The following is a 25759-nucleotide window of genomic DNA, read 5'->3' on the forward strand; positions in this document are numbered from 1 at the left end:
GCTCATCGGCCGCCGCGCCGGAACCCGTGGAGGGCGGAGGCTGATCCACGACCGACCCGGAGGTTTTCCGTGTACGACCGCAACCCGCGCCCGTGCGGCTGTCTCCCCCGTCACCTTCCGCGGCGGGCGCCGTACCGGCTCCGGGCCGGTCATCGTCCGGCCGCCCACCACATCCGCCCGGACAGCGGGGCGGCCGGACCCACCCGGTGGTGCCGGTGAGTGCCGTCCGGGCGATCCGGCGACAGCACCAGAACGTCGCCGACAAGCCGTTCATCGTCATCTGGGAGTCCACCCGGGCCTGTCCGCTGGCCTGTCTGCACTGCCGGGCCGAGGCCGTGCCCGACCGCGACCCGCGGGAGCTGGACACCGCCGCCGCCAAGGACCTGCTGCACCAGGTCGCCGCGTTCGGACACCCCGCCCCGCTGTTCGTCATCACCGGCGGCGACCCCTTCCAGCGGCCCGATCTGCTGGAGCTGATCGCGTACGGCGAGGAGGCGGGCGTCCGCGTCGCCGTCTCCCCCTCCGGTACCCCCACCCTCACCCCGGCCCGCCTGCGCGAGGTGCACGCGGCGGGTGCCGTCGGGCTCTCCCTCAGCCTGGACGGTTCCACCGCCGAACTCCACGACGGCTTCCGGGGCGTGCCCGGCGTCTACCGCTGGACGCTGGACGCCTGGGACGCCGCCCGCGCCCTCGGCATGAAGGTGCAGATCAACACCACGGTCACCCGGCACAACCTGCACGACCTGCCGGGCGTCGTCCGCCTCGTGAGCGACCACGGCGCCATGCTGTGGAGCGCCTTCTTCCTGGTGCCCACCGGGCGCGGACGCGGACTCGGCGTCCTGACGCCCGCCGAGTCCGAGGACGTACTGAACTTCGTCTACGACGTCGGCCTGACCGTCCCCGCCAAGACCACCGAGGCCCACCACTTCCGCCGCGTCGCCCTCCAGCGCAAGATCCTCACCGACCTGGGGGAGGACCACGTCCCGGCGCTCGGACTCGGGCCCCTCTACGAGGAGTTGCGGGCGCGCGCCACCGACCTCGGTCTCGACACCGCCAACCGACGCGTCCGCAGGCCCCCGCTGGACGTCAACGCCGGACGCGGCTTCGTCTTCGTCTCCCACACCGGCACCGTCCACCCCAGCGGCTTCCTCCCGCTGGGCGCGGGCAACGTCCGCCGCACCCCCCTCCCCGAGATCTACCGCACCTCCGAACTCTTCACCGGACTGCGCGACGCCGACCGGCTCGGCGGTCGCTGCGGCGCCTGCGAGTTCCGCCGCGTCTGCGGCGGCTCCCGGTCCCGCGCCTACGGCGTCACCGGCGACCCCTACGCCGAGGAACCCTGGTGCGGCTACCGCCCCGGAACCTTCCCCCACCAGCGGGAGCTGGCGGCCGTACTGGCCGGAGGCCCACCCGCGCAAGGAGCACCGTGACCGGCAAGCCCGTCGCCCTCGCAGCACCCACCCGGCGGGGCGGGTACCGGCCCGCCAGCCTGAAGGCGCGTCACCTGCGCGCCCACGTCCTCGTGGTGGGATGGGCGGCGCTGGCCCTCGTGGCGGCCTTCGCCCAGCAGAGCCTGCCCCTCGCCCGCTGGCTGGCGATCCACCTGTTCCTGCTCGGCGCCGTCACCACCGCCCTGGTCATCTGGAGCGAGCACTTCGCCACCGCGCTGCTGCACGCCCAACCCCCCGACGAGCGCTGGAGCACCGCCCGGCTCGCCGCCGTCAACGTCGCCGTCGCCGGACTGCTGACCGGCGTCTGGGCCGACCTGCCGGTGCTCACCGGCGCCGCCTGCGCGCTGCTGCTCGCCGCCGTCACCGCCCATCTGGTGGTGCTGGTGCGCATGGGCCGGGGCGCGCTCGGGGGACGGCTCGCCCCCGTCGTCGGCTACTACCGCGCGGCCACGGCGGCGCTGCTCGGCGGCGCGGTGCTGGGCTGGCTGCTGGCGTCCGGGCACGCCGGACCGGGGTCGTACGCCGGGCTGCGCCTCGCCCACGTCCACCTCACCCTGCTCGGCTGGATCGGCCTGCCCGTCCTCGGCACCCTGTTCATGCTGTGGCCGACCGTGCTGGGCGTACGGATGTCCGAGCGCACCACGAACGCCGTCCGCCGCGTGCTGCTGCCGACCGGCGGCGGCCTGCTGGTCGCGGTCGTCGGGCTGGCCGCCGGATGGCGGTGGGCGGCGGTGGCCGGGGTCGTCGGGTACGGCGCCGGAGTGGCCGTCTCCGTGGAGCTGTTCGCCCGTACGCTGCCCGGGCGCAAGCCCGTCTCCGCCGCGGCGGCCTGGATGCTGGGCGCGGCGGTCGGCTGGCTCTGCGTGGGCGTGGTGGCGGACGCGGGCATCCTGGCGGCGCGACCGCTCGCCGAGGCGCAGGACCCGGTGGGCACGCTGGTCCCGGTGCTGCTGGTCGGCATGGTCGCGCAGGTGCTGATCGGGGCGCTGACGTATCTGCTGCCGGTCGTCCTCGGCACCGGCCCGAGGGAGCGCGCCGCGCTGCGGGCGGTCCTGGAGCGGGGCTGGCCGGTCCGGCTGATCGCGCTCAACGCCGGTGTGGCGCTGCTGGCGCTGCCCGGCCCCTTCGGCACGACCGGCCTCGCGCTCGTCGCGCTCGCCGCGGCGGCGTTCCTCGCCCTCACCGTCACCGTCATGGCGCGCGGCGTACGCGCCGCCGACGCGGGCGCTGCCTCGCGGCGGCCGGTGCTGCTGGGCACGGCGGCCGGGGCGGTGCTGACCGTGCTGGCGGTGCTGGTCGCCAACAGCGGTGGTACGGGCGGTACTTCGGTAGCCGCCGGGCAGGGCGGCGGCACCGGTACCGGTGTCACCCGCACCGTCGAGGTCACCCTCACCTCCATGCGCGTACGGCCGAGCCGTATCGAGGTCGACCCGGGCACCTCCCTGCGGCTGGAGGTCACCAACGACGACGCCCAGCGCCATGACCTCAAGGTCGACGACGGCCCCGCGACCCCGCTGCTCTCCCGCGGCCAGTCCGACACCCTCGACCTGGGCCCGGTCACCGGCGACCGGGAGGCCTGGTGCACCCTGCCCGGCCACCGCGCCGCCGGGATGACCCTGGACATCGTGGTCAAGGACGGTACGGGCGGGCACAGCACGGGGCACGGCGACGGGCACGCCGCCCTCGCCGACAGCGGCACCGGCCTCGACCTCTCCGCCGACTTCACCGGCGACTGGGCGGCCCGGGACGCCCAACTGGCCCCGGCCCCGGGCGGCTCGGTGCACAAGGTGACCCTGCGCGCCGCCCACACCGACGTGGAGGTGGCGCCCGGCGTCAAGCAGCAGATGTGGACCTTCGGCGGCACCGCACCCGGCCCCACCCTGCGCGGCAAGGTCGGCGACGTCTTCGAGGTGACGCTCGTCAACGACGACGAGGGCATGGGCCACGGCATCGACTTCCACGCCGGATCCCTCGCCCCCGACAAGCCGATGCGCACCATCCAGTCCGGCGAGAGCCTGGTCTACCGCTTCCGCGCCGAGCGCGCGGGCGCCTGGCTCTACCACTGCTCCACCGCCCCGATGCTCCAGCACATCGGCAACGGCATGTACGGCGCGGTCGTCATCGACCCGCCCGGTCTGTCCGAGGTCGACCACGAGTACGTCCTCGTCTCCTCCGAGCTGTACCTGGGCACCCCCGGCTCCACCGCCCAGGTCACCAAGATGCGCGAAGGCACTCCGGACGCCTGGGCGTTCAACGGCGTCGCCGCCCAGTACGGCAAGCAGCCGCTGCGGGTGAAGGCCGGGGAACGGGCCCGCTTCTGGGTGGTCGCCGCCGGGCCCGGCGACGGCATCGCCTTCCACGTCGTCGGCACGGTCTTCGACACCGTCTACAAGGAGGGCGCGTACCTTCTGAAACCGGATCAGCCCGGCGGCGCGCAGGTCCTCGACCTGGCCACCGCGCAGGGCGGGTTCGTGGAGACCGTCTTCCCCGAGGCGGGCCACTACTCCTTCGTCGACCACGACATGCGGCACGCCGAGTCCGGCGCCCACGGCGTCGTGGAGGTGAGCCGGTGATGGACACCGTCACCTGGTGGTCGGTGGTGCGCTTCCTGCACGTGGCCGGTGCCGCCCTGTGGGTCGGCGGGCAACTCGCCCTGTCCCTGGTGATCCTGCCGCTGGCCCGCCGGATGCTCGACGCCGAGGCGAAGGACCGTTTCACCGCCGAGGCGGGGCGCCGGTTCGGCCTGCTCACCGGGGCGGTGTTCCTGCCGGTGCAACTGGGCACCGGCTGGGCCATGGCCTGGCACAAGGGCGTCACCTGGGCCTCCCTCGCCGACCCCGGCTACGGGCGCACCCTGGCCACCAAACTCGCCCTGTTCGTGCTGGTGATGCTCACCGCCGCCGGACACGGCATCGCCCACGCCAGGGGCCGTACCGAACTGGCGCGTTCGCTGGCGGTGGTGTCGCTGGTGGGGTCGCTGGGCGTGGTCCTGCTGGCGACGGGCCTGCCCGCCACCTGAGCCGGGTGGACGGACGCGTGGGCAAGACGCGGCCCTCCGGACCCCGAACCAGGACCGTACGGCCCTCCCCGGGCCACCGGCCCCCAACGGAAGCTGAAGTCGGCGCAAGACGGCGCCGCACAGCGAAGGTCATCGAGGGTCGTCGAAGGTCATCGAGGACTTCAGGACAGTAGGGAGTCGCCATGCAGACCCGGGAGATCGACGCCACCGTGCTGGAGACGGTGCTGACCGCGGCCGCGGCGGCACCGTCGATCCACAACACGCAGCCGTGGCGCTTCACCATGGACCCGGTCACCGGCACGCTCCAGGTGCGCCTGGACCGACGGCGGGCCCTGCCGCTGGCCGACCCGATGTACCGCGCCCAGTACCTCTCCGTGGGCGCCGCCCTGCTCAACCTGCGCGTCGCCGTCGCCCAGCTGGGCCTGGAACCGGTCATCCGGCTGCTGCCCGACCCCCGGGGCGACGCCGACCTGCTGGCGACCGTACAACTCACGCCCGCGACGGGGGAGTTGCCGGACCTGCGGTGGCTGTACCCGGCCATCGCGCGGCGGCGCACCAGCCGGATGCCGTTCACCGGCCGCCCGGTGCCCGAACCGGTCGTGATGGACCTGGCCGCCGCCGCCCGTGCCGAGGGCGCCCGGCTCTACGTACCCGACATCGCCCGCACCCGCAGGCTGCTGCGCCTCACCGCCGAGGCCGAGACCCGTAACCGCGCCTTCGCGTCCCGTACCGCCGAGACCCGCAACTGGATCACCGCCCCCGGTTCGCACCTGGGCTACGGCATCCCCGTCACGGCCCTCGGCCCGCAGGACACCGCGGGCCGGATGCCGATGCGGGACTTCACCGGCCCGTTGCCCGCGCTGCGGCTGCCCGCCCTGCGCTTCGAGCGGCACGTCCAGGTCGCCCTGCTGTGGACGGCCCACGACCGGCCGGTGGACTGGCTGCGCGCCGGACAGGGCCTGGAGCGCGTCCTGCTCACCGCGACCACACGCGGCGTACGGACCTCGATGCTGCACCAGGTCATGGAGTGGCCCGACCTGCGCGCCGCGGCCCGCCTCCCCCAGCGCCGCTGCTCCCCCCAGCTGGTGATCCGCTTCGGCTACGGCCCGGACGGCGCCCGCACCCCGCGAGCCTCCCTCGACCTGGACGACTAGGGGCTCAGCCCGCCGGGCGGGAAGCCGTGATCTCCCGCCCGGTGATGATCTCCGCGGCGATGCGGACGAAGACCCCGTCCGGGTTGGCCACCCAGGAGCGCGGCCCGGTCCTGGTCAGGCGTTCGTGTTCGGCGGCGTCCGTCACCACGTCGGCGCGGCCGGTGACGACCACGCTCCAGCCGGACTGCGCGTCGGCGTCGTACTCGTCCACCTCGAACGCGACCACGACGCCGTCGACGGCCCGTACGAGGTCGGAGTCGGCGCCGGTGCGCAGCACCACCGCGCCGTCCGTGTCGAGGGCGAAGTTCACCGGGAGGACCGCGGGCAGCGCCTGCCGCGTGTACACGATGCGGCCGACCGGGGTCTTCGCCAGCAGGCGCAGACATTCCTGGCGGTCGAGCGCGCGGAAGCCGTTGTTGCCGAACATCCCTCCAGCGTCCCGTGCCCGACCATCGCCGCGTTAGGGCCCAACGGCCCTGTTTCGGTGCTCCGGGTCCCGACGTTTCGACAACGCCGCCCCGGGTGACGCGGTAGCCGGAAACGGGGACCGCCGGGCCCCGTGATGAGGACTGTTGGCCCACCTCAGCGGGCCATTGCGATGCCGATAGTGACTACGGGCCACGGACGGCGCAGCGCCGCCGAGCGCCCGCGGCGCCCGCACCCGCACCGGCGCCGCTCACCGCGAGAAGGAAGGGACGGACGGAATGCTCCAGCCGTCTGGAAACAAGAGCGAGACACCGGCGGCCCCAGTGTCCCGGCAGGCCTGGCTGATGCTGACGCTGGCCACGGTCGGTTTCGCCGTCAACTTCTGGGCGTGGGCTTTGCTGAGCCCGCTCGGTCCGCGTTTCAAGGACTCCCTGGAACTGTCCTCGTTCGAGCAGTCGCTCCTGGTAGCGGTGCCGGTGGTGGTCGGCTCCCTCGGCCGGATCCCGGTCGGCGCGCTCACCGACCGGTTCGGCGGTCGGGTGATGTTCCCGCTGGTGTCGGCGGCCACCATCCTCCCCGTCCTCTACCTCGGTCTCGCCGGTCATGACTCGCTGGCGGCGCTGCTGGCCGGAGGGTTCTTCCTCGGTATCGGCGGCACCGCCTTCGCCGTCGGCGTGCCCCTGGTCAACGCCTGGTTCCCGCCCGAGCGGCGCGGTCTGGCGATCGGCATCTTCGGCGTGGGCATGGGCGGCACCGCGATCAGCGCCCTGACCACGGTCAAGCTGGTCGACGCCCAGGGCATGGCCACCCCGTTCCTGATCACCGCCGGTGCGCTGGCCGTGTACGCGGTGGTGTCCGCGCTGCTGCTGCGGGACGCCCCCGGCCGCACCGTGCCCACCGAGCCGCTCACCCAGCGCCTCGCCGCCACCCTGCGCCTGACCGTCACCTGGCAGGCCTCCGCCCTGTACGCGGTCGCCTTCGGCGGGTACGTCGCCTTCTCCGTCTACCTGCCCACCTACCTCAAGACCGGCTACGGCCTGGAGCAGGCGGACGCCGCGAACCGCATGGCCGGGTTCGTGCTGGTCGCGGTCGCGATGCGGCCGGTCGGCGGCTGGCTGTCGGACCGCTTCGGCCCGGTCCGGGTACTGGGCGCCTCGCTCGCCGTGGTGCTCGTCGCGGCCTTCGCCCAGTCCCCGTCGCCGTCGCTGGCGCCGATCGGCACGATCGCCTTCCTCGCCATGGCCGCCGCGCTCGGCGCGGGCAGCGGCGCGGTGTTCGCCCTGGTCGCCCTGCTCGCCCCGGCGAACAAGGTCGGCTCGGTCACCGGCATCGTCGGCGCCGCGGGCGGCCTCGGCGGCTTCGTCCCGCCGCTGGTCATGGGCGCGCTGTACGGCTCCTTCGGCAGCTACGCGGTCGGCCTGCTGCTGCTCGCCGGGGTCGCCGCGGCGGCCCTGGCCTTCACCAGCACGGGCGTACGCCATGCGGTCGCCCGGCGCCGGGTTCCCCCGACCGCGGTCTCCGCGGGCCGCTGACCTCGCGCACGCTACCCACCCAACCCCCAGGGGAGGACCCCCACCATGTGTGAGTACTGCGGCTGCCAGTCCCTGACCACGATCGATGAACTCACCCAGGAACACGACACGGTCGTCCGGCTCATCGCCCACGTGCGTGACGCGTACCGGGACGGTCGCATCGCCCGCATGGCCGAGCTGGCCCGGCAGATCACCGTCGTGCTCACCCCGCACACCCAGGTGGAGGAGGGCGGCCTGTTCCCCGCGATGGCCGCCGAGTTCCCGGAGCAGATCGCCGCGCTCGAGGCCGAGCACCGCCGCATCGAGTCCGTGCTGGCCGAGGCGGAGGGGTCCTTCCTGGCGGACGCGACCTGGCCGGGGCGTCTGATGGACACGCTCGCCCTGTTGCGCGAGCACATCCTCAAGGAGCAGGACGGCGTCTTCCCCGCCGCCCTGGCGACCCTCGACCCCGACCAGTGGGAGGCCGTCGAGGCGGTCCGCGCCCGGGTGGGCAGCGCCGTACCGCAGCCGTCGCCCTGACCCCCGCCGCACCCCCGACCCACCCCGTCCGCCCGGCGCGCCCCTTACGCCGGGCGGGCGTCCTGTCGTGCGGGGCGCGGACCCGTGCGGTACGGATGGGCACAACCGACGGGGCCGCACGGGCCCGGGAAGGGGCGGCCCCGTGGCCACGCGGACAGCGGGACGACGGCAGGCGGGCATGGACGGCGAGCTGGCCGAGGCGCTGGTGCGCTCGCGCCGGTTCCTCAGCAGGGCCGAGGTCTCCGACGACCTGCGCTCCCTGCACCGGCGCGGCGGGCGGCAGGCGGACGAGTTCTACCGGGACCGCTGGTCCCACGACAAGGTGGTCCGCTCCACCCACGGAGTGAACTGCACCGGCTCCTGCTCGTGGAAGGTGTACGTCAGGGACGGCATCATCACCTGGGAGGCCCAGCAGACCGACTACCCGTCGGTCGGCCCGGACCGCCCCGAGTACGAGCCGCGCGGCTGCCCGCGCGGGGCGGCGTTCTCCTGGTACACCTACTCGCCGACCCGGGTCCGCTACCCGTATGTGCGCGGGGAGCTGCTGCGGATGTACCGGGAGGCGAGACAGCGGCTCGGCGACCCGGTGGCGGCCTGGGCGGACATCGTCTCCGACCCCGAGCGCGCCCGCCGCTACAAGTCGGTGCGCGGCAAGGGCGGCCTGGTCCGGGCGAGCTGGCAGGAGGCCGTCGAACTGGTCGCCGCCGCGCATGTGCACACCATCAGGGAGTACGGCCCCGACCGGCTCGCGGGCTTCTCCCCGATCCCGGCGATGTCGATGGTCTCGCACGCCGCGGGCGCCCGCTTCTACTCCCTGCTCGGCGGCGTGATGCTGTCGTTCTACGACTGGTACGCCGACCTGCCCGTGGCCTCGCCGCAGGTGTTCGGCGACCAGACCGACGTACCGGAGTCGGGCGACTGGTGGGACGCGGGCTATCTGATCATGTGGGGTTCCAATCTGCCGGTGACCCGCACCCCGGACGCCCACTGGATGGCCGAGGCCCGCTACCGGGGGCAGAAGGTGGTCGCGGTCTCCCCCGACTACGCCGACAACGTGAAGTTCGCCGACGAGTGGCTGTCCGCCCAGCCGGGCACCGACGGGGCGCTGGCGATGGCCATGGGGCACGTGATCCTCAAGGAGTTCTTCGTCGACCGCGCCACCCCGTACTTCACCGACTACGTCAAGCGGTTCACCGACCTGCCCTTTCTGGTCACCCTCGACGAGCGCGAGCCCGGCACGTACACACCGGGCAAGTTCCTCACCGCCGCGGACCTGGGCCGCGACGACGGGACCGAAGAGAACGCGGAGTTCAGGACCGTCCTGCTGGACGCGGCCACCGGCGAGCCCGTCGTGCCCAACGGCACGCTCGGGGACCGCTTCTCCGACTCCGGCGCCGGGAAGTGGAACCTCGACCTCGGCACCACCGACCCGCTGCTGTCCGCGGCGGGGTCCGCCGAGCCCCCGGTCACGGTGGAGCTGCCGCGCTTCGACGACGGCTCGGCACGCACACCGCGCGGGGTGCCGGTGCGCCGGGTCGCCGGACGCCTGGTGACCACGGTGTACGACCTGCTGCTGGCCCAGTACGGGGTCGCCCGCGCCGGACTGCCCGGCCGCTGGCCCGCCTCGTACGACGACGCCTCCGAGCCCTGCACCCCGGCCTGGCAGGAGACGGTCACCGGGGTGGCGGCCGACCGGGCGGCCCGGATCGCGCGGGAGTTCGCCGCCAACGCGGAGGAGTCCAAGGGCCGGTCGATGATCATCATGGGGGCGGGCACCAACCACTGGTTCCACTCCGACACCATCTACCGCGCTTTCCTCACCCTGACCACGCTGACCGGCTGCCAGGGTGTCAACGGCGGCGGCTGGGCGCACTACGTCGGCCAGGAGAAGGTCCGCCCCATCACCGGCTACTCGGCGATCGCGACCGCCGCCGACTGGAACCGCCCCGCGCGGCAGATGATCCAGACGGCGTACTGGTACCTGCACAGCGACCAGTTCCGCTACGACCCGTTCTCCGCCGACACCCTCGCCGCCGCCGGAACCGACGGCGGCCCCTTCGCCGGGATGACCACCGCCGACGTCATCGCCCAGTCGGCCCGGCTGGGCTGGATGCCGTCCTACCCGACCTTCGACCGCAACCCGCTCCACCTGGCCGGGGAGGCGGAGGCCGCCGGACGCCCGGTCGGCGAGCACGTGGTGGCCGAACTGAAGGCCGGGCGGCTGCGGTTCGCCTGCGAGGACCCCGACGCCCCCGAGAACTTCCCGCGCGTGCTCACCGTGTGGCGGGCCAACCTGCTGGGCTCCTCCGCCAAGGGCAACGAGTACTTCCTGAAGCACCTGCTCGGCACCGACTCCGCGCTGCGCGCCACCGAGGCGCCGCCAGGCGCCCGCCCCCGGGACGTCACCTGGCGCGAGGAGGCACCCGTCGGCAAGCTGGACCTGCTGCTCACGCTGGACTTCCGGATGACCAGCACCACCGTCTACTCCGACGTCGTCCTGCCCGCCGCGACCTGGTACGAGAAGCACGACCTGTCCTCCACGGACATGCACCCCTACGTGCACGCCTTCAACCCGGCGATCGCCCCGCCCTGGCAGACCCGCACCGACTTCGACGCCTTCCACACCCTGGCCCGCGAGTTCAGCCGCCAGGCCGTCGGCCACCTCGGCGTCCGTACCGACGTGGTGGCTGCCCCGCTGCTGCACGACACCCCCGACGCGCTGGCCACCCCGCACGGCAGGGTCCGGGACTGGAAGGCGGGCGAGTGCGAGCCCGTGCCCGGCCGCACCCTGCCCAAGCTGGCCGTCGTCGAGCGCGACTACGGCGCCGTGGCCGACAAGATGGCCGCGCTCGGCCCGCTCCTGGACACCCTGGGCGCCACCACCAAGGGCGTCACCTTCAAGCTGGACCGCGAACTGGAGTACCTGCGGCACAAGAACGGCACCGCCCGCGGGGGAGCGGCCGACGGGCGGCCGTCGATCGCCCGGGACACCCAGGTCTGCGAGGCGATCCTCGCCCTGTCCGGCACCACCAACGGCCATCTCGCCACACAGGGCTTCCACACCCTGGAAGCCCGCACCGGCACCCGGCTGGCCGACCTCGCCGCCGAGCACGAGGGCAAGCGGATCACCTTCGCCGACACCCAGGCCGCCCCCGTCCCGGTGATCACCTCACCGGAGTGGTCCGGCTCCGAGACCGGCGGGCGCCGCTACTCGCCGTTCACCGTCAACGTCGAGCGGCACAAGCCCTGGCACACCCTCACCGGCCGCCAGCACTTCTACCTCGACCACGACTGGATCGCCGCCCTCGGCGAACAACTCCCGGTCTACCGGCCCCCGTTGCAGATGGACGCCCTGTTCGGCGAACCCCGCGTCGGGGAGACCGGCGAACTCGGCGTCACCGTGCGCTACCTGACCCCGCACAACAAGTGGTCCATCCACTCCGAGTACCAGGACAACCTGTTCATGCTGTCGCTGTCCCGGGGCGGCCCCACCCTCTGGATGAGCACCCCGGACGCGGCCAAGATCGGCGTGCACGACAACGACTGGGTCGAGGCGGTCAACCGCAACGGCGTGGTCGCCGCCCGCGCCGTCGTCTCGCACCGCATGCCCGAGGGCACCGTCTACATGCACCACGCCCAGGACCGCCTCATCGACGTGCCCCGCACCGAGACCTCCGGTCTGCGCGGCGGCATCCACAACTCCCTGACCCGGCTGCTGATCAAGCCGAGCCATCTGATCGGCGGCTACGCGCAGCTGTCGTACGCCTTCAACTACCTCGGCCCGACCGGCAACCAGCGCGACGAGGTCACGGTCGTCCGCCGCCGCACCAACCAGGAGGTGACGTACTGACATGCGCGTGATGGGCCAGATGGCGATGGTGATGAACCTGGACAAGTGCATCGGGTGTCACACCTGCTCGGTCACCTGCAAACAGGCGTGGACCAACCGCACCGGCGTCGAGTACGTGTGGTTCAACAACGTCGAGACCCGCCCCGGCCAGGGCTACCCCCGCCGCTACGAGGACCAGGAGCGGTGGAAGGGCGGCTGGGAGCTGAACAAGCACGGGCGGCTCGCGCTGAAGGCGGGCGGCCGGTTCAAGAAGCTCGCCCAGATCTTCTCCAACCCCGAACTGCCGCCCCTGGACGCCTACTACGAGCCGTGGACGTACGACTACGAGACCCTGACCAACGCCCCGCTCCAGGACCACACCCCGGTCGCCCGCCCCAAGTCCCTGATCTCCGGCAAGGACCTGAAGATCTCCTGGTCGGCCAACTGGGACGACAGCCTCGGCGGCTCCGCCGACCACGGCGACCAGGACGTCCTGCTGCGGGACATCGCGGAGCAGGTCACATTCGAGTTCGAGCAGACCTTCATGTTCTACCTGCCGAGGATCTGCGAACACTGCCTCAACCCGTCCTGCGCGGCCTCCTGCCCCTCCGGCGCCATCTACAAGCGCGAGGAGGACGGCATCGTCCTCGTCGACCAGGACCGCTGCCGCGGCTGGCGGATGTGCGTGACGGGATGCCCGTACAAGAAGGTCTACTTCAACCACCGCACCGGCAAGGCCGAGAAGTGCACCTTCTGCTTCCCGCGCGTCGAGGTCGGCCTGCCCACCGTCTGCTCCGAGACCTGCGTCGGCCGCCTGCGCTACCTCGGCCTGGTCCTCTACGACGCCGACAAGGTGCTCGAGGCCGCCTCCGCGCCCGACGACACCGACCTCTACGAGGCCCAGCGGCAGGTCTTCCTCGACCCGCACGCCCCCGACGTCATCGAGGCGGCCGAGCGGTCCGGCATCCCCCGCGACTGGATCGAGGCCGCCCAGCGCTCCCCGATCCACGCGCTGATCAACACCTACAAGGTGGCGCTGCCGCTGCACCCCGAGTACCGCACCCTGCCCATGGTCTGGTACATCCCGCCGCTCTCCCCGGTCGTCGACGCCGTCCGCGGCACCGGCCACGACGCGGAGGACCACCGCAACCTCTTCGCCGCCGTCGACGCCCTGCGCATCCCCGTCGACTACCTCGCCCAGCTGTTCACCGCGGGCGACCCCGCCCCCGTCGACGCCGTGCTGCGCCGCCTGGCCGCCATGCGCTCCTACATGCGCGACATCAACCTCGGCAGGGAACCCGACGACGCCATCCCGGAGTCCGTCGGCATGACCGGTGAGCGGATGTACGACATGTACCGGCTGCTGGCGCTGGCCAAGTACGACGAGCGGTACGTCATCCCGCCCGCGCACGCCGAACAGGCCCACCGCCTGGAGGAGTCGGCGACCGAGTGCAGCCTCGACTACGAGGGCGGCCCCGGCATGGGCGGCTCCGGGCCCTTCGGCGAGGCCTCGGGCGGCGCCGCGCCGATCGCCGTGGAGAACTTCCGGGCGCTGCGCGACCGGCAGACCTCCGAGACCCCCGCCGCGCCGGTCGACAAGGAGACCCGCGTCAACCTGCTCAACTGGGACGGCAAGGGCTCCCCACCCGGCATGTTCCCGCCCGCCGCGGACGACGAGGACCCCAGGACATGAAGCGCAGGAACCCGCGCCCCGCCCGCCCCCAGCCCTGGCACCCGTACGCCTGGCAGACGCAGTCCCTGCTGCTCGGCTACCCGGACGACGACTTCCCGGCCCGCCTGGCGCTGGCCCACCGGGCGGCACCCGCGCTGCCCGCCCCGGTCCGTCAGCCCCTGCTCGCCTTCCTCACGGACGTCGAGGCCACCCCGGCCGACGACCTGGCGGCGGCGTACGTGGCCACCTTCGACCACCGCAAGCGCTGCTGCCCGTATCTGACCTACTACGGCCACGGCGACACCCGTAAGCGCGGTCTCGCCCTGCTCCGGCTCAAGCAGACCTACGCCGCCGCGGGCTGGCGGCTGGCCGACGACGAACTGCCCGACCACCTCGCCGTGGTCCTGGAGTTCGCCGCCGCCGAACCCGCCGTCGGGCACGGGCTGCTCACCGGGCACCGGGCGGGCCTGGAGCTGCTGCGGCTGGCCCTGGCGGACGACGGCTCCCCGTGGGCGGCGGTCCTGGCCTCCGTCTCGGCGACCCTGCCCGCGCTGGCGGGCGACGACCGGGAAGCGGTCGCCCGGCTGGCCGCCGGGGGGCCGCCCGAGGAGGAGGTCGGCCGCACCCCGTACCCGCAGTTCCTGCCCGACCCCGCCTTTCCGGGAGGCACTCGATGACCGCACCCGCCCGCTTGCTCACCACGGCGGCCGAGACCGGCACGGGCGGCGTCCTGCTCTGGGTCGTCCTGCCCTACGTCGTCCTCGCCGTCTTCGTCCTCGGCCACGTCTGGCGCTACCGCTACGACAAGTTCGGCTGGACCACCCGCTCCTCCCAGCTGTACGAGAACCGGCTGCTGCGCATCGGCAGCCCGCTGTTCCACTTCGGCATCCTCGTCGTGCTCATCGGTCACATCGGCGGCCTGGTCGTCCCCAAGAGCTGGACCGAGGCCGCCGGGATCAGCGAGCACACGTACCACGTCACCGCGGTCGTCCTCGGCACCCTCGCGGGCGTGTGCACCCTGGGCGGCGCGGCCATTCTCATCTACCGCCGCCGCACCGTCGGACCGGTGTTCTCCGCGACCACCCGCAACGACAAGGCGATGTACCTCTCGCTCGTGGTGACCATCGGCCTCGGGCTGGCGGCGACCGTCGCCGCGAACATCGTCGGGGGCGGCTACGACTACCGCGAGACGGTGTCGCTCTGGTTCCGCTCGATCTTCGCCTTCCAGCCCGACCCGGACCGGATGACCGGGGCCCCGGTGCTCTTCCAGCTGCACGCCATCAGCGCCCTGCTGCTGTTCGCGTTCTGGCCGTTCACCCGGCTCGTGCACATGCTCACCGCGCCGATCGGCTATCTGACCAGGCCGTACATCGTCTACCGCAGCCGTGACACCCGGCTGGGCACCCGCCCGCCGCGGCGTGGCTGGGAGCGCGTCGGCTGACAGCGTCCGCGGGGGTCGTGTCCAGGGGTCCTCCGGCCCTTCGGAATACCCCCCGGGGTACTCGTGCTACCGTCGAAGACATACCCCCTGGGGTAAAAGCTTCGCTGGAAGGGAGTACCTCGTGTTCTTCGTCGACACGATCGAGGTGGCAGGGCTCGGCAACCGCGGCTATCTGGCGGGCGGTGAGCGGACGGCGGTGGCCGTCGACCCGCCCCGCGACGTCGACCAGGTGATCGCGGCCGCCGCCCGGCGCGGTGTGCGCATCACCCAGGTCGTCGAGACCCACGTCCACAACGACTACGTCACCGGCGGCCTGGAACTGGCCCGCCTCACCGGTGCCGCCTACCGGGTGCCCGCCGGGGCCCGGGTCTCCTTCGCCCGCACCCCCGTCCACGACGGCGACCGCGCGGACGTCGACCCCGCCGCCGCCCTGACCCTGCGCGCCATGGCGACGCCCGGACACACCCCGCACCACACCGCCTACGTGCTGGAGGAGAACGGCACGGCCGTCGCCGTCTTCACCGGCGGCTCCCTGCTGATCGGCACCGTCGGCCGCCCCGACCTCGTCGAGCCGCGCCTGACCGAGCACCTCGCCCGTGCCCAGCACGCCTCCGCGCACCGGCTGGCCGCCGAACTGCCCGAGCGGACGGCGGTCCTGCCCACGCACGGCTTCGGCAGCTTCTGCTCGTCCGCCCAGGCGGAGGGCGACGCCACGACCATCGGCAGGGAGAAGGCGTCCAACGACGCCCTCACCCGCGACGTGGACACCTTCGTCGCCGACCTGCTGGCCGCCCTCGACGACATCCCCGCCTACTACGCCCACATGGGCCCGGCCAACGCCGCGGGCCCCGCCCCCGTCGACCTCACCCCGCCCGCCATCGCCGACGCCGACGAGATAGCCGCCCGGCTGGCCGCGGGGGAGTGGGTGGTGGACCTGCGTCATCGCGTCGCCTTCGCCGAGGGGCATGTGTCCGGCTCGTTCAACTTCGAGGCCGAGGGACAGCTCGCCACCTACCTCGCCTGGCTGATCCCCTGGGGCAAGCCGGTCACCCTGCTCGCCGAGTCGACCGCCCAACTCGCCGCCGCGCAGCGCGAACTGGCCCGGGTGGGCATCGACCGCCCCGCCGCCGCGGCCACCGGCTCCCCGGCCGACTGGCTGCGCCCGGGGGAGACCCCGGCCGCCTTCCGCCGCGCCGCCTTCGCCGACCTCGCCGACCGGGCGGGCGCGGCGGGCGCGGCGGGCGTGGTGGTCCTGGACGTCCGGCGCGCCGCCGAGCGCGCGAGCGGTGGACACATCGAGGGCTCGGTCCACATCCCCGTCCACACCCTGCACCGCCGCCTCGGCGAGATACCCGAGGGTGAGGTGTGGGTGCACTGCGCGGGCGGGATGCGCGCCGCCATCGCCGCCTCGCTGCTGGACGCGGCCGGTCGGGACGTCGTAGCCGTGGACGACTCCTTCGAGTCGGCGGTGGCGGCGGGGCTGACGGCATGAGCGCCCGACCCCCCGTCGCGGGCCGCGTCACCGTCCAGGAGGCCGCCGAGTCCACCGGCCCCCGGGGTGCGCGCGCGGTCCTGCTGGACATCCGCGAACCGCACGAGTGGCAGGCGGGCCACGCCCCCGGAGCCGTACACCTGCCCCTGTCCGCGCTGGTCACGGGCGCCCCGCTGCCCGCCCAGGCGCAGGCCGTGCCGCTGGTCGTGATCTGCCGCTCGGGCAACCGGTCCCGGCAGGCCGTCGAACTGCTCACCGCCCGTGGCGCGCGGGCCGTGGACGTGATCGGCGGCATGGAGGCGTGGGCCGTGGCCGGGCTGCCGGTGGTCGACGCACGCGGTGGGAGAGGCGCCGTCGCGTGAGTGTGCTGTTCCTCGCCCTGACCGCCGGGGCGTTGGTCGGTCTGGCGCTCGGCGCGCTCGGGGGCGGCGGCAGTGTGCTGGCCGTCCCCGCCCTGATCTACCCGCTCGGCCTCACCCCGGCCGCGGCCACCACCGCGAGCCTGGTCATCGTCACGCTCACCTCCGTGACCGCGCTCGCCGCGCACGCCCGCGACGGCCAGGTCCGCTGGCGTACGGGGCTGCTGTTCGCGGCGGCCGGGATCGGCCCGGCGATGCTGGGCGGCGCGCTCGCGGCGCGGGTCCCGGCGGCGCTGCTGACGGCGGCGTTCGCGGGGGTCGCGGCGGTGGCCGCCGTGCACATGCTGCGGACCACCCCGGAACCCGTCGCGCGGGTGCGCCCGGGGCGGGCGGTGGCCGCGGGGGCGGGCCTCGGCGGTGTCACCGGCGTGCTGGGCGTCGGCGGCGGCTTTCTCGCCGTACCCGCGCTGGTGGGGGTGGTCGGCCTGCGGATGCGGGCGGCGGTGGGCACCAGTCTGCTGGTCATCACCGTCAACTCGCTGGCCGCGCTGGCGACGCGGGCGGGCACGGTCGGCGCACTGGACTGGACGGTCATCGGCCCGTTCGCCGGGGCGGCGATCCTGGGCGCGAGGGACGGGAAACGCCTGGCCGCGAAGGTCTCGGGCGGCACGCTGCAGCGGGCCTTCGCGCTCGTCCTCCTCGCGCTGGCCGTCTTCATGCTGGCGGAGGCGGTGCTGTGAGGGCCCCGTGCGCCGGGCTCACGCCAGCGACAGGAACAGCTTCTCCAGCCGGGCGCGCATCGCCTCGGTGTCCTCGCCGTTCTTCCGCCCGGACTCGATGTCCGACACACACTGCTGGAGGCCGGTGGCGATGATCGCGAACCCGGCCCGGTCGAGGGCGCGTGAGGCGGCGGCGAGCTGAGTCACGACGTCCTCGCAGTCACGGCCCTCCTCGATCATCCGGATCACACCGGAGATCTGACCCTGTGCGCGGCGCAGCCGGTTCAGCACGGCCTTCAGATCCGCACCCGCAAGCTCAAGCTCCACGATCACTCCTCATAAAATACCCCTAGGGGTACTGTACGTCCCGTTTGGGACCGACGTCGACCATGAAGGACCGCACCCATGACGAACCTCCCCACCCCCGCGACGCTCGGCACCGACCAGGCGGGCAGCCGCCTGCACGAGTTCACGGTGATCGATGTCCGCACCCCAGCCGAGTATGCCTCGGGCCATCTGCCCGGCGCCCTGAACATCCCCCTGGACCACCTGCGCTCGGCCCTGCCGGAGATCCGGCACGCGGCCGAACACGGCGAGATCCTCGTCGTCTGCGCCTCCGGCGCCCGCTCGGAGAGCGCCTGCGAGCTGCTGGCCGGGCAGGGCATCGCCACCGCCACCCTCGCGGGCGGCACCGGCGCCTGGGCCGCCGCGGGGCGCGACCTGCACCGCCCGGCCGCCCGCGCCACCTGGACCATGGAACGCCAGGTCCGCTGCACGGCGGGCACGCTGGTCCTGCTGGGCCTCGTCCTCGGCCTCGCCCTGCACCCGGCCTTCCAGCTCCTCGCGGCGGGCATCGCGGGCGGCCTGGTCTTCTCCGCGCTCACCAACACCTGCGGCATGGCGGCACTCCTCGGCAAGCTGCCGCACAACCGCCCGCGCAAGGCCGACCTGGACGCCGCCCTTTCGGCCCTGCGCGGGCGCTGAGCGGCCTCAGTCCGCCAGCTCGACGCCGACGGCGGGCGGCTGCCTGAGGGTGTTGTCCACCGTGCAGTGCGAGGCCACGGCCAGCAGTCCCGCCCGCCGCCGCTCGTCGAGTCCGGGCGGCGGCTCCACCACCACCCGCAGCGCGGCGACCCGGGCGGGCCGGTCGGCGGCCATGGTGAACTCCGAACGCACCCGCAACCCCGCGCGCGGCAGCCCGTGCCGGTGCAGATAACGCCCCGCGTAGAAGGCGACACAGGTGGCCAGGGAGGCGGCGAACAGCTCGACGGGCGTGGGCGCGGTGTCCGTCCCGCCCACGTCCAGGGGCTGGTCGACCAGCACCCGGTGCCCCCGGACGTCGACGGCGTAGGCGTCGCCGTCGACATGCGTGACCTCCAGGCGGTGTGCCTGGTCCCCCTGCCGTCCCACCCTGCGGTGGCCGTCCTGCGCGGCGGTGCCCGTCATGGCCCGACCTCTTTTCCCAGTCTCTCGCTCACCCCTCAAGTCGACTCCCGGTGAGGTCCCCACGGGAGGGGCCGAGCGGGGTGCGGAAGAGGGCCGGTGGGGCCCTCCCCGCCCCGCCGGGCACACCGTCAGGCCGCGGCCCGGCCCACCTTGAGCGCCGCGGCGGTCTCCACCACGCGCCAGGCCTGGTGCCGCGCCGCCAGCAGGGCCACCTCACCGGGCGCGCCGTCACCGGCGACGTGGGAGGTGCCGTAGGGGTTGCCCGAACGGAACTGGATGGGGTCGGTGTAGCCGGGCGGCACGATGATGCCGCCCCAGTGGTAGAACGTGTTGCCCAGCGCGAGGAGGGTGGACTCCTGTCCGCCGTGGGCGGTGTTGGAGGCGGTGAACGCCGAGTACACCTTGTCCGCGAGTCTGCCCGCGAACCACAGTGGGCCGGTCGTGTCCATGAACGCTCTGAGCTGGCTCGCCGGGTTCCCGAACCGGGTGGGCGTACCGAACAGCACCGCGTCGGCCCAGTCCAGGTCGTCGAGGCTCGCGTCGGGGATGTCGACGGTGTCCTCGAGGTGCCGCTGCCACTTCGGGTTGGCGCTGACCGCCGCGGCCGGTGCCGTCTCGGCCACCCGCCGCACCCGCACATGCGCACCGGCCTTCTCCGCACCAGCGGCGGCGGCCTCGGCCAGGGCGTGGACGGTGCCGGTGGCGCTGTAGTAGATGATCGCGACGTTCACGGATGTCATGTCGGTCTCCTCATATCGCGTGGGTGTCAGGCGAGTTCAGGCCTTACTCAGGAGTACGACGACACAACCGCCCGGAATGTGAGGCGACGGTCGATGTCACATTCCTCGCCCCTGTTTCGTCGTAGGGGAGGGCGATGCGCCACCGGACAGAACCGAGGAACAAGGCCAGGGAAAAACAGCACAAAGGGCACAAGCCGAGCGACACGACCGAGGGAGCCGCGACACCGTGACCACCCCACCCGCGCCGGGAGACAACGAACTCGGGCCGTCGGCCCGTGTCGACCCGGCCCTGAGCGCGATCATCAGCGAGCGCCAGCAACTGCTCAATCTCGGCTACCGCCTCCTGGGCTCCCTGGCCGAGGCCGAGGACGTCGTCCAGGAGACCTACGCCCGCTGGTACGCCATGTCCGCTCGGCAACGGCAGGCCATCGAGTCCCCCGGCGCCTGGCTGACGACCGTCGCGGGCCGGATCTGTCTCGACCTGCTCGGCTCGGCACGGGCCAGACGGGAGCGCTACGTCGGCGCGTGGATCCCGGAACCACTGCCCGACCGGGCGGAGTGGGGCGGCACCACGGCCGACCCCGCCGACCGGGTCACCCTGGACGAGTCGGTCGACATGGCCCTGCTGGTCGTCCTCGAGTCCATGACACCGGCCGAGCGCGTCGCCTTCGTCCTGCACGACGTCTTCCGCTACCCCTTCGCCGAGATAGCGGAGATCGTCGGCCGCACCCCCGCGGCCTGCCGCCAACTGGCCTCGTCGGCCCGCCGCCGCGTCCGCGTCGCCCGCCCCTCCACCCACCCGGCCGCCCACCGCGCCGACATCATCCGCGCCTTCAAAATGGCCTGGGAGGCCGGTGACATCGACGCCCTCATCGACGTCCTGGCCCCCGACGCCACCGCCACCGCCGACGGCGGCGGCCTCGTCCGCGGAATACGCCGCCCCCTCAACGGCGCCGATCAGATAGCCCGCTTCTTCATCGACCGCGCGAGCGCGGCGGCGGGCCTCGCCCTCCTGGAACGCACGGTCAACGGCCAGCCCGGCCTGGCCGCCCAGATCGACGGCGTCACGGTGACGGTGATGGCCTTCGACGTCACCGACGACCGCATCAGACGCGTCTGGGCGGTACTCAACCCTGCGAAGCTCGGTCCGTGGCTGTGACCCGCGTCGGACGTCCCGGAGGGAGACGCCCCACAGGCGTTCGGGCATCTCGGAGCGCTTCGGCCGAGCCCGCGCCCTGAGGGTCCTGATCACGGGTCAGTACGCTTCACCGGCTCCGGGCGATCACGTCCTGGACACCGCGGAACTCGGGGCGGCGGCCTGATCGCGGTGGTGGGGCCGTCCTCGCGGCGGGATGTTCCGGTCTGCTCCACACCGGTGACAACCGGGCGACGTGGGCCGTCGAAGGAGCGCGGCAGCCCGAAAGCCTGCTTGTCTGAACGTCCCGTCATCAGACCAGCGAGGAGCCCCCGCCGTGCCGCCAGAGCGTTCGGACCTCTCCTACACCGTGCCCGGGATGAGCACGCAGGACAGCCAGCAGATCATCGGCATGCTGCAAATGCGCCTGCACTCCCTCAACGACCTCCACCTCACTCTCAAGCACATCCACTGGAACGTCGTCGGACCGCACTTCATCGCGGTCCACGAGATGCTCGACCCCCAGGTGGACAAGGTGCGCGGCATGACCGACGACGTCGCCGAGCGCATCTCCACCCTGGGCGGAGAGCCCAACGGCACCCCCGGCGCGCTGGTGAGCGACCGGACCTGGAACGACTACTCCATCGGCCGCGCCGAGTCGATCGAGCACCTCGGCGCGCTCGACCTCGTGTACACGGCCGTCATCCAGGACCATCGCGAGGCGATGCAGGCGACCGAGACGTCCGACCCCGTCACCCAGGACATGCTCATCGAGCAACTGCGCGAACTGGAACTCTTCCAGTGGTTCGTCCGCGCCCACCTGGAGTCCAGTGGCGGCAGGCTCAGCACGCGCGGCGCCACCACGGAGACCGGCGCCGCCGCACAGGCCGCCGACCAGGCCCGCGACCAGCCCTGACCCGCGACCGACGGACGCGAAGGACGCTGGCCGCCAGAGCGGGTGAGCACCGGCTCCGCCGTGGCCCCGCGCTCGGGTACGAGGCGGCGGCCGGAGACGGGCCGCGCGGGGTGCATCCGCCGACGGCCCCGGCGGTGAAGCAGGGACGAGCCGATGAGCTGGTCGTCCGTGTCCGGGGGTGAGCGTGGAACTGACTGATGCCCGGGTCCTGGTACCCGGTGCGACCGCCGAAGTGGCCGGGCGGGGCGCGCGGGTGGCCCTCGCCGGACGCGCCGGAGCCGGGGCTGTGGAGATCCGGCCGGGGCATCTCGGCACCGGCTTCGCCCATCGCCCGGTGGCGGGCACCGAGCTGGTGCGCCCGGACCCGGACCAAACTCCCGTCGTCGAACGGCGCGCCCGGTGACAGCGCACTCCGCCGAGGTCTCGGACGTGCTCGTCGTGGGTGGCGGCGCGGCCGGTCTCGGCCTCGCGCACCGGCTGACGCAGACCGGCGCCGCCACCGTGACCGTCATCGAGCCGCCGGACGGCCCGCTGCGCCCGGCGGAGCGGACCTGGTGCTACTGGGGCGAGGGCGACGACGGCCTCGACGAGGCCGTCAGCGCCTCCTGGTCCCGGCTGCGCCTGCACGGCCCCGACGGGCGGCCGGTCACCGTCGACCCGGCCCCGTTCACCTACCGCATGGTCCGCTCGACCGACTTCGAGCGGCTGGTCCACGGGCGCCTGGCCCGGTCGGACGGCGGGCGTCTCCTGCGCGCGACGGCGGAAGCGGTGCGCGGCGTGCCCGGCGGCGCGGAGGTGCGCTGCACGCTGCCCGGGGGCCGGTCCCTGACGCTGCGCGCCCGGCGCGTCTTCGACTCACGGCCGCCGCGCGTACCGCCACCGGCCCGGACCCAGCTGCTCCAGCACTTCCGCGGCTGGTTCGTCCGCACCGACACCGCACGGTTCGACCCGGCCGTAGCCGAGCTGATGGACTTCCGGGTGCCCCAGCCCGCACACGGGCTCGCCTTCGGGTACGTCCTGCCGCTCGCCCCGGACCGCGCGCTCGTGGAGTACACCCAGTTCTCCGGCACCCCGCTGACCACCGAGGCGTACGAGGCGGCACTCCGCCACTACTGCCGCGACACGCTCGCGCTCGGCGCGCTCACCGTGGAGCGGACGGAGCAGGGGGCCATCCTCATGACCGACGCCCGCTTTCCGCACCGGACCGGTCCCGCCGTCTTCCGCATCGGCACCGCGGGCGGCGCCACCCGTCCCGCCACCGGCTACACCTTCGCCGCGGTGCAGCGGCAGAGCAGGGCCATCGCCGACGGGCTGCGCGAGGGGCACGGAAGAGTCCCCGCCCCCCACGGGCGACGGGCCCTGGCCATGGACGCGATCCTGCTGCGCGCCCTGGACACCGGGCGGATCGACGGCCCCGCCTTCTTCACCGACCTGTTCCGCCGCGTCCCGGCCGAGCGTCTGCTGCGCTTCCTCGACGGCGCCACCTCACTTCGCGAGGAGTGGGGCATCGGCCTGCGCACCCCGGTGCGGCCGATGCTGCGCACGGCGGCCGAACTGCCCTTCCTGCCCCGCCGCTCCCGGCCCCTCCCGAGAAACGGAGCACACCACCGATGAGCCTGCTGCGCGACCACGACCTGGCCCGCGCCTTCGACCACGCCGCCCACACCTACGACCGGCTGACCTCCCTGAACCCCGGCTACCGCACCGACCTCCTGCGCTCGGCCCGCCGCCTCCGCCTCCCCGACGACGGCGCCGGACTGCACGTCCTCGACCTCGGCTGCGGCACCGGCGCCTCCACCCGGGCCCTGCTCGCAGCCGCCCCCCGGGCCCGCGTCACCGCGGTCGACGCGTCGGCGGGCATGCTGCGCCGGGCCCTGGCCAAACCGTGGCCCGCCCGCGTGCGCTTCCTGCACCTGACCGCCGAGGAGGTCGCGTCGTGCGGTGAGGGCCCCTTCGACGCGGTCTTCGCCGCCTACCTGTTCCGCAACGTCACCGACCCGGACGCGGTCCTCGGCAGCGTCCGGAGCCTGCTGCGGCCGGACGGACGGCTCGCCGTGCACGAGTACAGCCTCAGCGGCTCGCGCGTGCACCGGGCGCTGTGGACGGCGGTGTGCCAAGGGATCGTCATCCCCGCGGGCACGCTCACCGGCGACCGCGCCCTCTACCGGCACCTCCGGCACAGTGTCACCGGCTTCGACACCGCCCCCGCCTTCGCCGCCCGCCTGACCCGCGCCGGTTTCACAGCGGTGCGCGTGGCCCCCGTGGCCGGGTGGCAGACGGGCATCGTGCACACCTTCCTCGCTCGCCGAGGCCCGGCCCCGGCCCCGGCCCCGGAGCACACCCGGTGACCGCCCGCCGAGGCCGCGACCGCAGGGCCGAAGTACTGCCGCCCGCACCCGGCCGGGACCGGTTCCGGCGCGGGGAAGAACCGTCCGTCGCGGTGGTCGGCGGCGGAATCGCCGGTCTGGCGGCGGCCACCCTGCTGGCCGAACGCGGCGCCCGCGTGACCCTGTACGAGAAGGAGGAGCCGCTCGGCGGACGGCTCTCCGGCAGGCGGACCAGACTGGCGGACGGTTCCCCGGCGACCATGAGCCGCGGCTTCCACGCCTTCTTCCGCCAGTACTACAACCTCCGCGGCCTACTGCGCCGCACCGACCCCGCCCTCACGCGGCTCACCCCCCTGCCCGACTACCCCCTGCGGCACAGCAGCGGCCTGACGGACAGCTTCGCCCGCGTCCCGAGGACACCGCCGTTCAGCGCGCTCGGCTTCGTCGCCCTCAGCCCCACCTTCGGCTGGCGCGACCTCGCCGCCCTGGACGCCCGCGCGGCACTGCCCCTGCTCGACGTGCGCGTACCCGAGGTGTACCAGCGCTTCGACGAGGTCACCGCCACCGCTTTCCTGGCAGGCGTCCGCTTTCCGCAGGCCGCGCACCACCTGGCGTTCGAGGTCTTCTCGCGCAGCTTCTTCGCCGACCCGCGCGAGCTGTCCGCGGCCGAACTGCTGCTGATGTTCCACATCTACTTCCTCGGCTCGGCCGAGGGCCTGCTCTTCGACGTACCGAGCGAGCCGTTCCCCCAGGCGCTCTGGGACCCCCTCGGCGACTACCTCCAGCGCCTCGGGGCCGACCTTCGCACCGGCACGCCCGTGCACGGCGTGTTCCCCGCCGGCGACGGCGGAGCGGACGTGCTCACCGACACCGGCACGGGCCACCACCAGGCCGTGGTGCTCGCCCTCGACCCCGGGGGACTGCGCCGGGTCGTCGACGCGTCACCCGGCCTGGGCACCTCCGGCTGGCGCGCCGCCGTCGCCGCCCTGCGCACCGCGCCGCCGTTCCTCGTCTCCCGGCTCTGGCTCGACCGGCCGGTGCACGCCGACCGCCCGGGGTTCCTCGGCACCAGCGGCTACGGCGGGCTGGACAACATCAGCGTCCTGGAACGGTACGAGGGTGAGGCCGCCCGCTGGGCCGCGCGGACCGGGGGATCGGTGGTGGAACTGCACGCCTACGCCGTGGACGCGGGCGCGGAACCGACACAGGTGCAGGACACGCTCGTCGACCGGCTGCACCAGGTGTACCCGGAGACCCGCGAGGCGCGCGTCGTCGACGCCCGGCACGAGTGGCGGTCGGACTGCCCGCTCTTCCCGGTCGGTTCCCACCACCGGCGCCCCACCGTACGCACCCCCCACCCCTGGCTGACGCTGGCCGGTGACGCCATCCGCTGCGACCTGCCCGTGGCCCTCATGGAACGTGCCGCCACCACCGGCTTCCTCGCGGCGAACGCGCTGCTCGCCGACCGGGGCGTGCGCGGCCAGGTGCTGTGGACCGTCCCCCGCGCCGGACGCTCCCCCGTCCTGCGGGCGCTCGCGGCCGTCGCCGGGCGCCGCCCGTCCTCCTGACCGGCGCCCGGCCG

24 protein-coding genes are annotated in these 25759 nt (G+C 73.7%); 20 read left to right on the forward strand and 4 right to left on the reverse strand.

All coding sequences use genetic code 11. The features are described 5' to 3' along the window. Nucleotides 1–215 precede the first annotated feature (215 nt). The 4 genes from ACFVQG_RS35595 (at nucleotide 216) to ACFVQG_RS35610 (ending at nucleotide 5624) form a co-directional block, all read left to right on the forward strand. A complete protein-coding gene (locus ACFVQG_RS35595) occupies nucleotides 216–1430 on the forward strand; it encodes a TIGR04053 family radical SAM/SPASM domain-containing protein (RefSeq protein ID WP_383391840.1) in 1215 nt (404 codons plus the stop codon). Then, nucleotides 1427–4024, forward strand: a complete 2598-nt coding sequence (locus tag ACFVQG_RS35600; RefSeq protein ID WP_383391843.1) for a multicopper oxidase domain-containing protein — start codon at nucleotides 1427–1429, stop codon at nucleotides 4022–4024. The genes ACFVQG_RS35595 and ACFVQG_RS35600 overlap by 4 nt, the downstream gene beginning before the upstream one ends. Next, nucleotides 4024–4470, forward strand: a complete 447-nt coding sequence (locus tag ACFVQG_RS35605; protein ID WP_383391845.1) for a hypothetical protein — start codon at nucleotides 4024–4026, stop codon at nucleotides 4468–4470. The genes ACFVQG_RS35600 and ACFVQG_RS35605 overlap by 1 nt, the downstream gene beginning before the upstream one ends. A 182-nt stretch (nucleotides 4471–4652) precedes the next feature. Then, nucleotides 4653–5624, forward strand: a complete 972-nt coding sequence (locus ACFVQG_RS35610) for an Acg family FMN-binding oxidoreductase (protein WP_383391848.1) — start codon at nucleotides 4653–4655, stop codon at nucleotides 5622–5624. Nucleotides 5625–5628: 4 nt separating this feature from the next. Here ACFVQG_RS35610 and ACFVQG_RS35615 read toward each other — a convergent pair whose 3' ends face one another. Beyond that, the gene (locus ACFVQG_RS35615; RefSeq protein WP_383391850.1) at nucleotides 5629–6051 is read right to left on the reverse strand and encodes a pyridoxamine 5'-phosphate oxidase family protein; all 423 of its coding nucleotides are present in this window, start codon (nucleotides 6049–6051) and stop codon (nucleotides 5629–5631) included. A gap of 277 nt (nucleotides 6052–6328) precedes the next feature. Here ACFVQG_RS35615 and ACFVQG_RS35620 point away from each other — a divergent pair, with 277 nt between their 5' ends. The 9 genes from ACFVQG_RS35620 (at nucleotide 6329) to ACFVQG_RS35660 (ending at nucleotide 17634) form a co-directional block, all read left to right on the forward strand. After that, nucleotides 6329–7582 (forward strand): nitrate/nitrite transporter, encoded by a 1254-nt coding sequence (locus ACFVQG_RS35620; RefSeq protein WP_383391853.1) that lies wholly within the window; start codon nucleotides 6329–6331, stop codon nucleotides 7580–7582. Between the two features lie 45 nt (nucleotides 7583–7627). Further along, complete coding sequence (locus ACFVQG_RS35625) at nucleotides 7628–8101, forward strand: hemerythrin domain-containing protein (protein ID WP_383391855.1); 474 nt, start codon at nucleotides 7628–7630, stop codon at nucleotides 8099–8101. Nucleotides 8102–8279: 178 nt separating this feature from the next. Continuing rightward, nucleotides 8280–11951: a nitrate reductase subunit alpha gene (locus ACFVQG_RS35630; RefSeq protein ID WP_383392191.1), complete on the forward strand. Its 3672-nt coding sequence runs from the start codon at nucleotides 8280–8282 to the stop codon at nucleotides 11949–11951. A 1-nt stretch (nucleotide 11952) separates the two neighbouring features. Then, a complete protein-coding gene (gene narH / locus ACFVQG_RS35635; protein WP_383391857.1) occupies nucleotides 11953–13623 on the forward strand; it encodes a nitrate reductase subunit beta in 1671 nt (556 codons plus the stop codon). Beyond that, entirely contained in the window at nucleotides 13620–14279 is a 660-nt protein-coding gene (gene narJ / locus ACFVQG_RS35640; protein WP_383391859.1) for a nitrate reductase molybdenum cofactor assembly chaperone, read from the forward strand. The genes narH and narJ overlap by 4 nt, the downstream gene beginning before the upstream one ends. Continuing rightward, a complete protein-coding gene (gene narI / locus ACFVQG_RS35645) occupies nucleotides 14276–15043 on the forward strand; it encodes a respiratory nitrate reductase subunit gamma (RefSeq protein ID WP_383391860.1) in 768 nt (255 codons plus the stop codon). The genes narJ and narI overlap by 4 nt, the downstream gene beginning before the upstream one ends. Nucleotides 15044–15164: 121 nt before the next feature. Continuing rightward, nucleotides 15165–16535 (forward strand): rhodanese-like domain-containing protein, encoded by a 1371-nt coding sequence (locus ACFVQG_RS35650; RefSeq protein ID WP_383391863.1) that lies wholly within the window; start codon nucleotides 15165–15167, stop codon nucleotides 16533–16535. Further along, nucleotides 16532–16897, forward strand: a complete 366-nt coding sequence (locus ACFVQG_RS35655) for a rhodanese-like domain-containing protein (protein WP_383391866.1) — start codon at nucleotides 16532–16534, stop codon at nucleotides 16895–16897. The genes ACFVQG_RS35650 and ACFVQG_RS35655 overlap by 4 nt, the downstream gene beginning before the upstream one ends. Further along, nucleotides 16894–17634, forward strand: coding sequence for a sulfite exporter TauE/SafE family protein (locus ACFVQG_RS35660; protein WP_383391869.1), 741 nt, complete (start codon nucleotides 16894–16896; stop codon nucleotides 17632–17634). The genes ACFVQG_RS35655 and ACFVQG_RS35660 overlap by 4 nt, the downstream gene beginning before the upstream one ends. Before the next feature lie 18 nt (nucleotides 17635–17652). Here the strand turns inward: ACFVQG_RS35660 and ACFVQG_RS35665 are convergent, their stop codons facing one another. After that, entirely contained in the window at nucleotides 17653–17940 is a 288-nt protein-coding gene (locus ACFVQG_RS35665) for a metal-sensitive transcriptional regulator (protein WP_383391871.1), read from the reverse strand. A gap of 78 nt (nucleotides 17941–18018) precedes the next feature. Between ACFVQG_RS35665 and ACFVQG_RS35670 the strand changes: the two genes are divergently transcribed. After that, nucleotides 18019–18597 carry a rhodanese-like domain-containing protein gene (locus tag ACFVQG_RS35670; protein ID WP_383391876.1) on the forward strand — a complete coding sequence of 193 codons (579 nt, stop codon included), beginning with the start codon at nucleotides 18019–18021 and terminating at the stop codon, nucleotides 18595–18597. Nucleotides 18598–18603: 6 nt separating this feature from the next. Here ACFVQG_RS35670 and ACFVQG_RS35675 read toward each other — a convergent pair whose 3' ends face one another. Then, entirely contained in the window at nucleotides 18604–19059 is a 456-nt protein-coding gene (locus ACFVQG_RS35675) for an OsmC family protein (protein ID WP_383391879.1), read from the reverse strand. A 128-nt stretch (nucleotides 19060–19187) separates the two neighbouring features. Continuing rightward, nucleotides 19188–19799: an NAD(P)H:quinone oxidoreductase gene (wrbA, locus tag ACFVQG_RS35680; RefSeq protein WP_383391882.1), complete on the reverse strand. Its 612-nt coding sequence runs from the start codon at nucleotides 19797–19799 to the stop codon at nucleotides 19188–19190. Nucleotides 19800–20025: 226 nt separating this feature from the next. Between wrbA and sigJ the strand changes: the two genes are divergently transcribed. The 6 genes from sigJ to ACFVQG_RS35710 all read left to right on the forward strand — a co-directional run bounded on the left by sigJ (nucleotide 20026) and on the right by ACFVQG_RS35710 (nucleotide 25745). Further along, a complete protein-coding gene (sigJ, locus tag ACFVQG_RS35685; RefSeq protein ID WP_383391884.1) occupies nucleotides 20026–20958 on the forward strand; it encodes an RNA polymerase sigma factor SigJ in 933 nt (310 codons plus the stop codon). 355 nt (nucleotides 20959–21313) lie between these two features. After that, nucleotides 21314–21850: a Dps family protein gene (locus ACFVQG_RS35690; RefSeq protein WP_383391889.1), complete on the forward strand. Its 537-nt coding sequence runs from the start codon at nucleotides 21314–21316 to the stop codon at nucleotides 21848–21850. Nucleotides 21851–22034: 184 nt separating this feature from the next. Next, nucleotides 22035–22253, forward strand: coding sequence for a hypothetical protein (locus ACFVQG_RS35695; protein ID WP_383391892.1), 219 nt, complete (start codon nucleotides 22035–22037; stop codon nucleotides 22251–22253). Next, nucleotides 22250–23464 carry a lycopene cyclase family protein gene (locus ACFVQG_RS35700; protein WP_383391895.1) on the forward strand — a complete coding sequence of 405 codons (1215 nt, stop codon included), beginning with the start codon at nucleotides 22250–22252 and terminating at the stop codon, nucleotides 23462–23464. Before ACFVQG_RS35695 ends, ACFVQG_RS35700 begins: the two co-directional genes overlap by 4 nt. Further along, nucleotides 23461–24198: a methyltransferase domain-containing protein gene (locus tag ACFVQG_RS35705; protein ID WP_383391898.1), complete on the forward strand. Its 738-nt coding sequence runs from the start codon at nucleotides 23461–23463 to the stop codon at nucleotides 24196–24198. The genes ACFVQG_RS35700 and ACFVQG_RS35705 overlap by 4 nt, the downstream gene beginning before the upstream one ends. Beyond that, complete coding sequence (locus tag ACFVQG_RS35710; RefSeq protein ID WP_383391901.1) at nucleotides 24195–25745, forward strand: FAD-dependent oxidoreductase; 1551 nt, start codon at nucleotides 24195–24197, stop codon at nucleotides 25743–25745. The genes ACFVQG_RS35705 and ACFVQG_RS35710 overlap by 4 nt, the downstream gene beginning before the upstream one ends. Nucleotides 25746–25759: the final 14 nt, after the last annotated feature.

Source organism: Streptomyces sp. NPDC057877, from assembly GCF_042796855.1.
Lineage (GTDB): Bacteria > Actinomycetota > Actinomycetes > Streptomycetales > Streptomycetaceae > Streptomyces.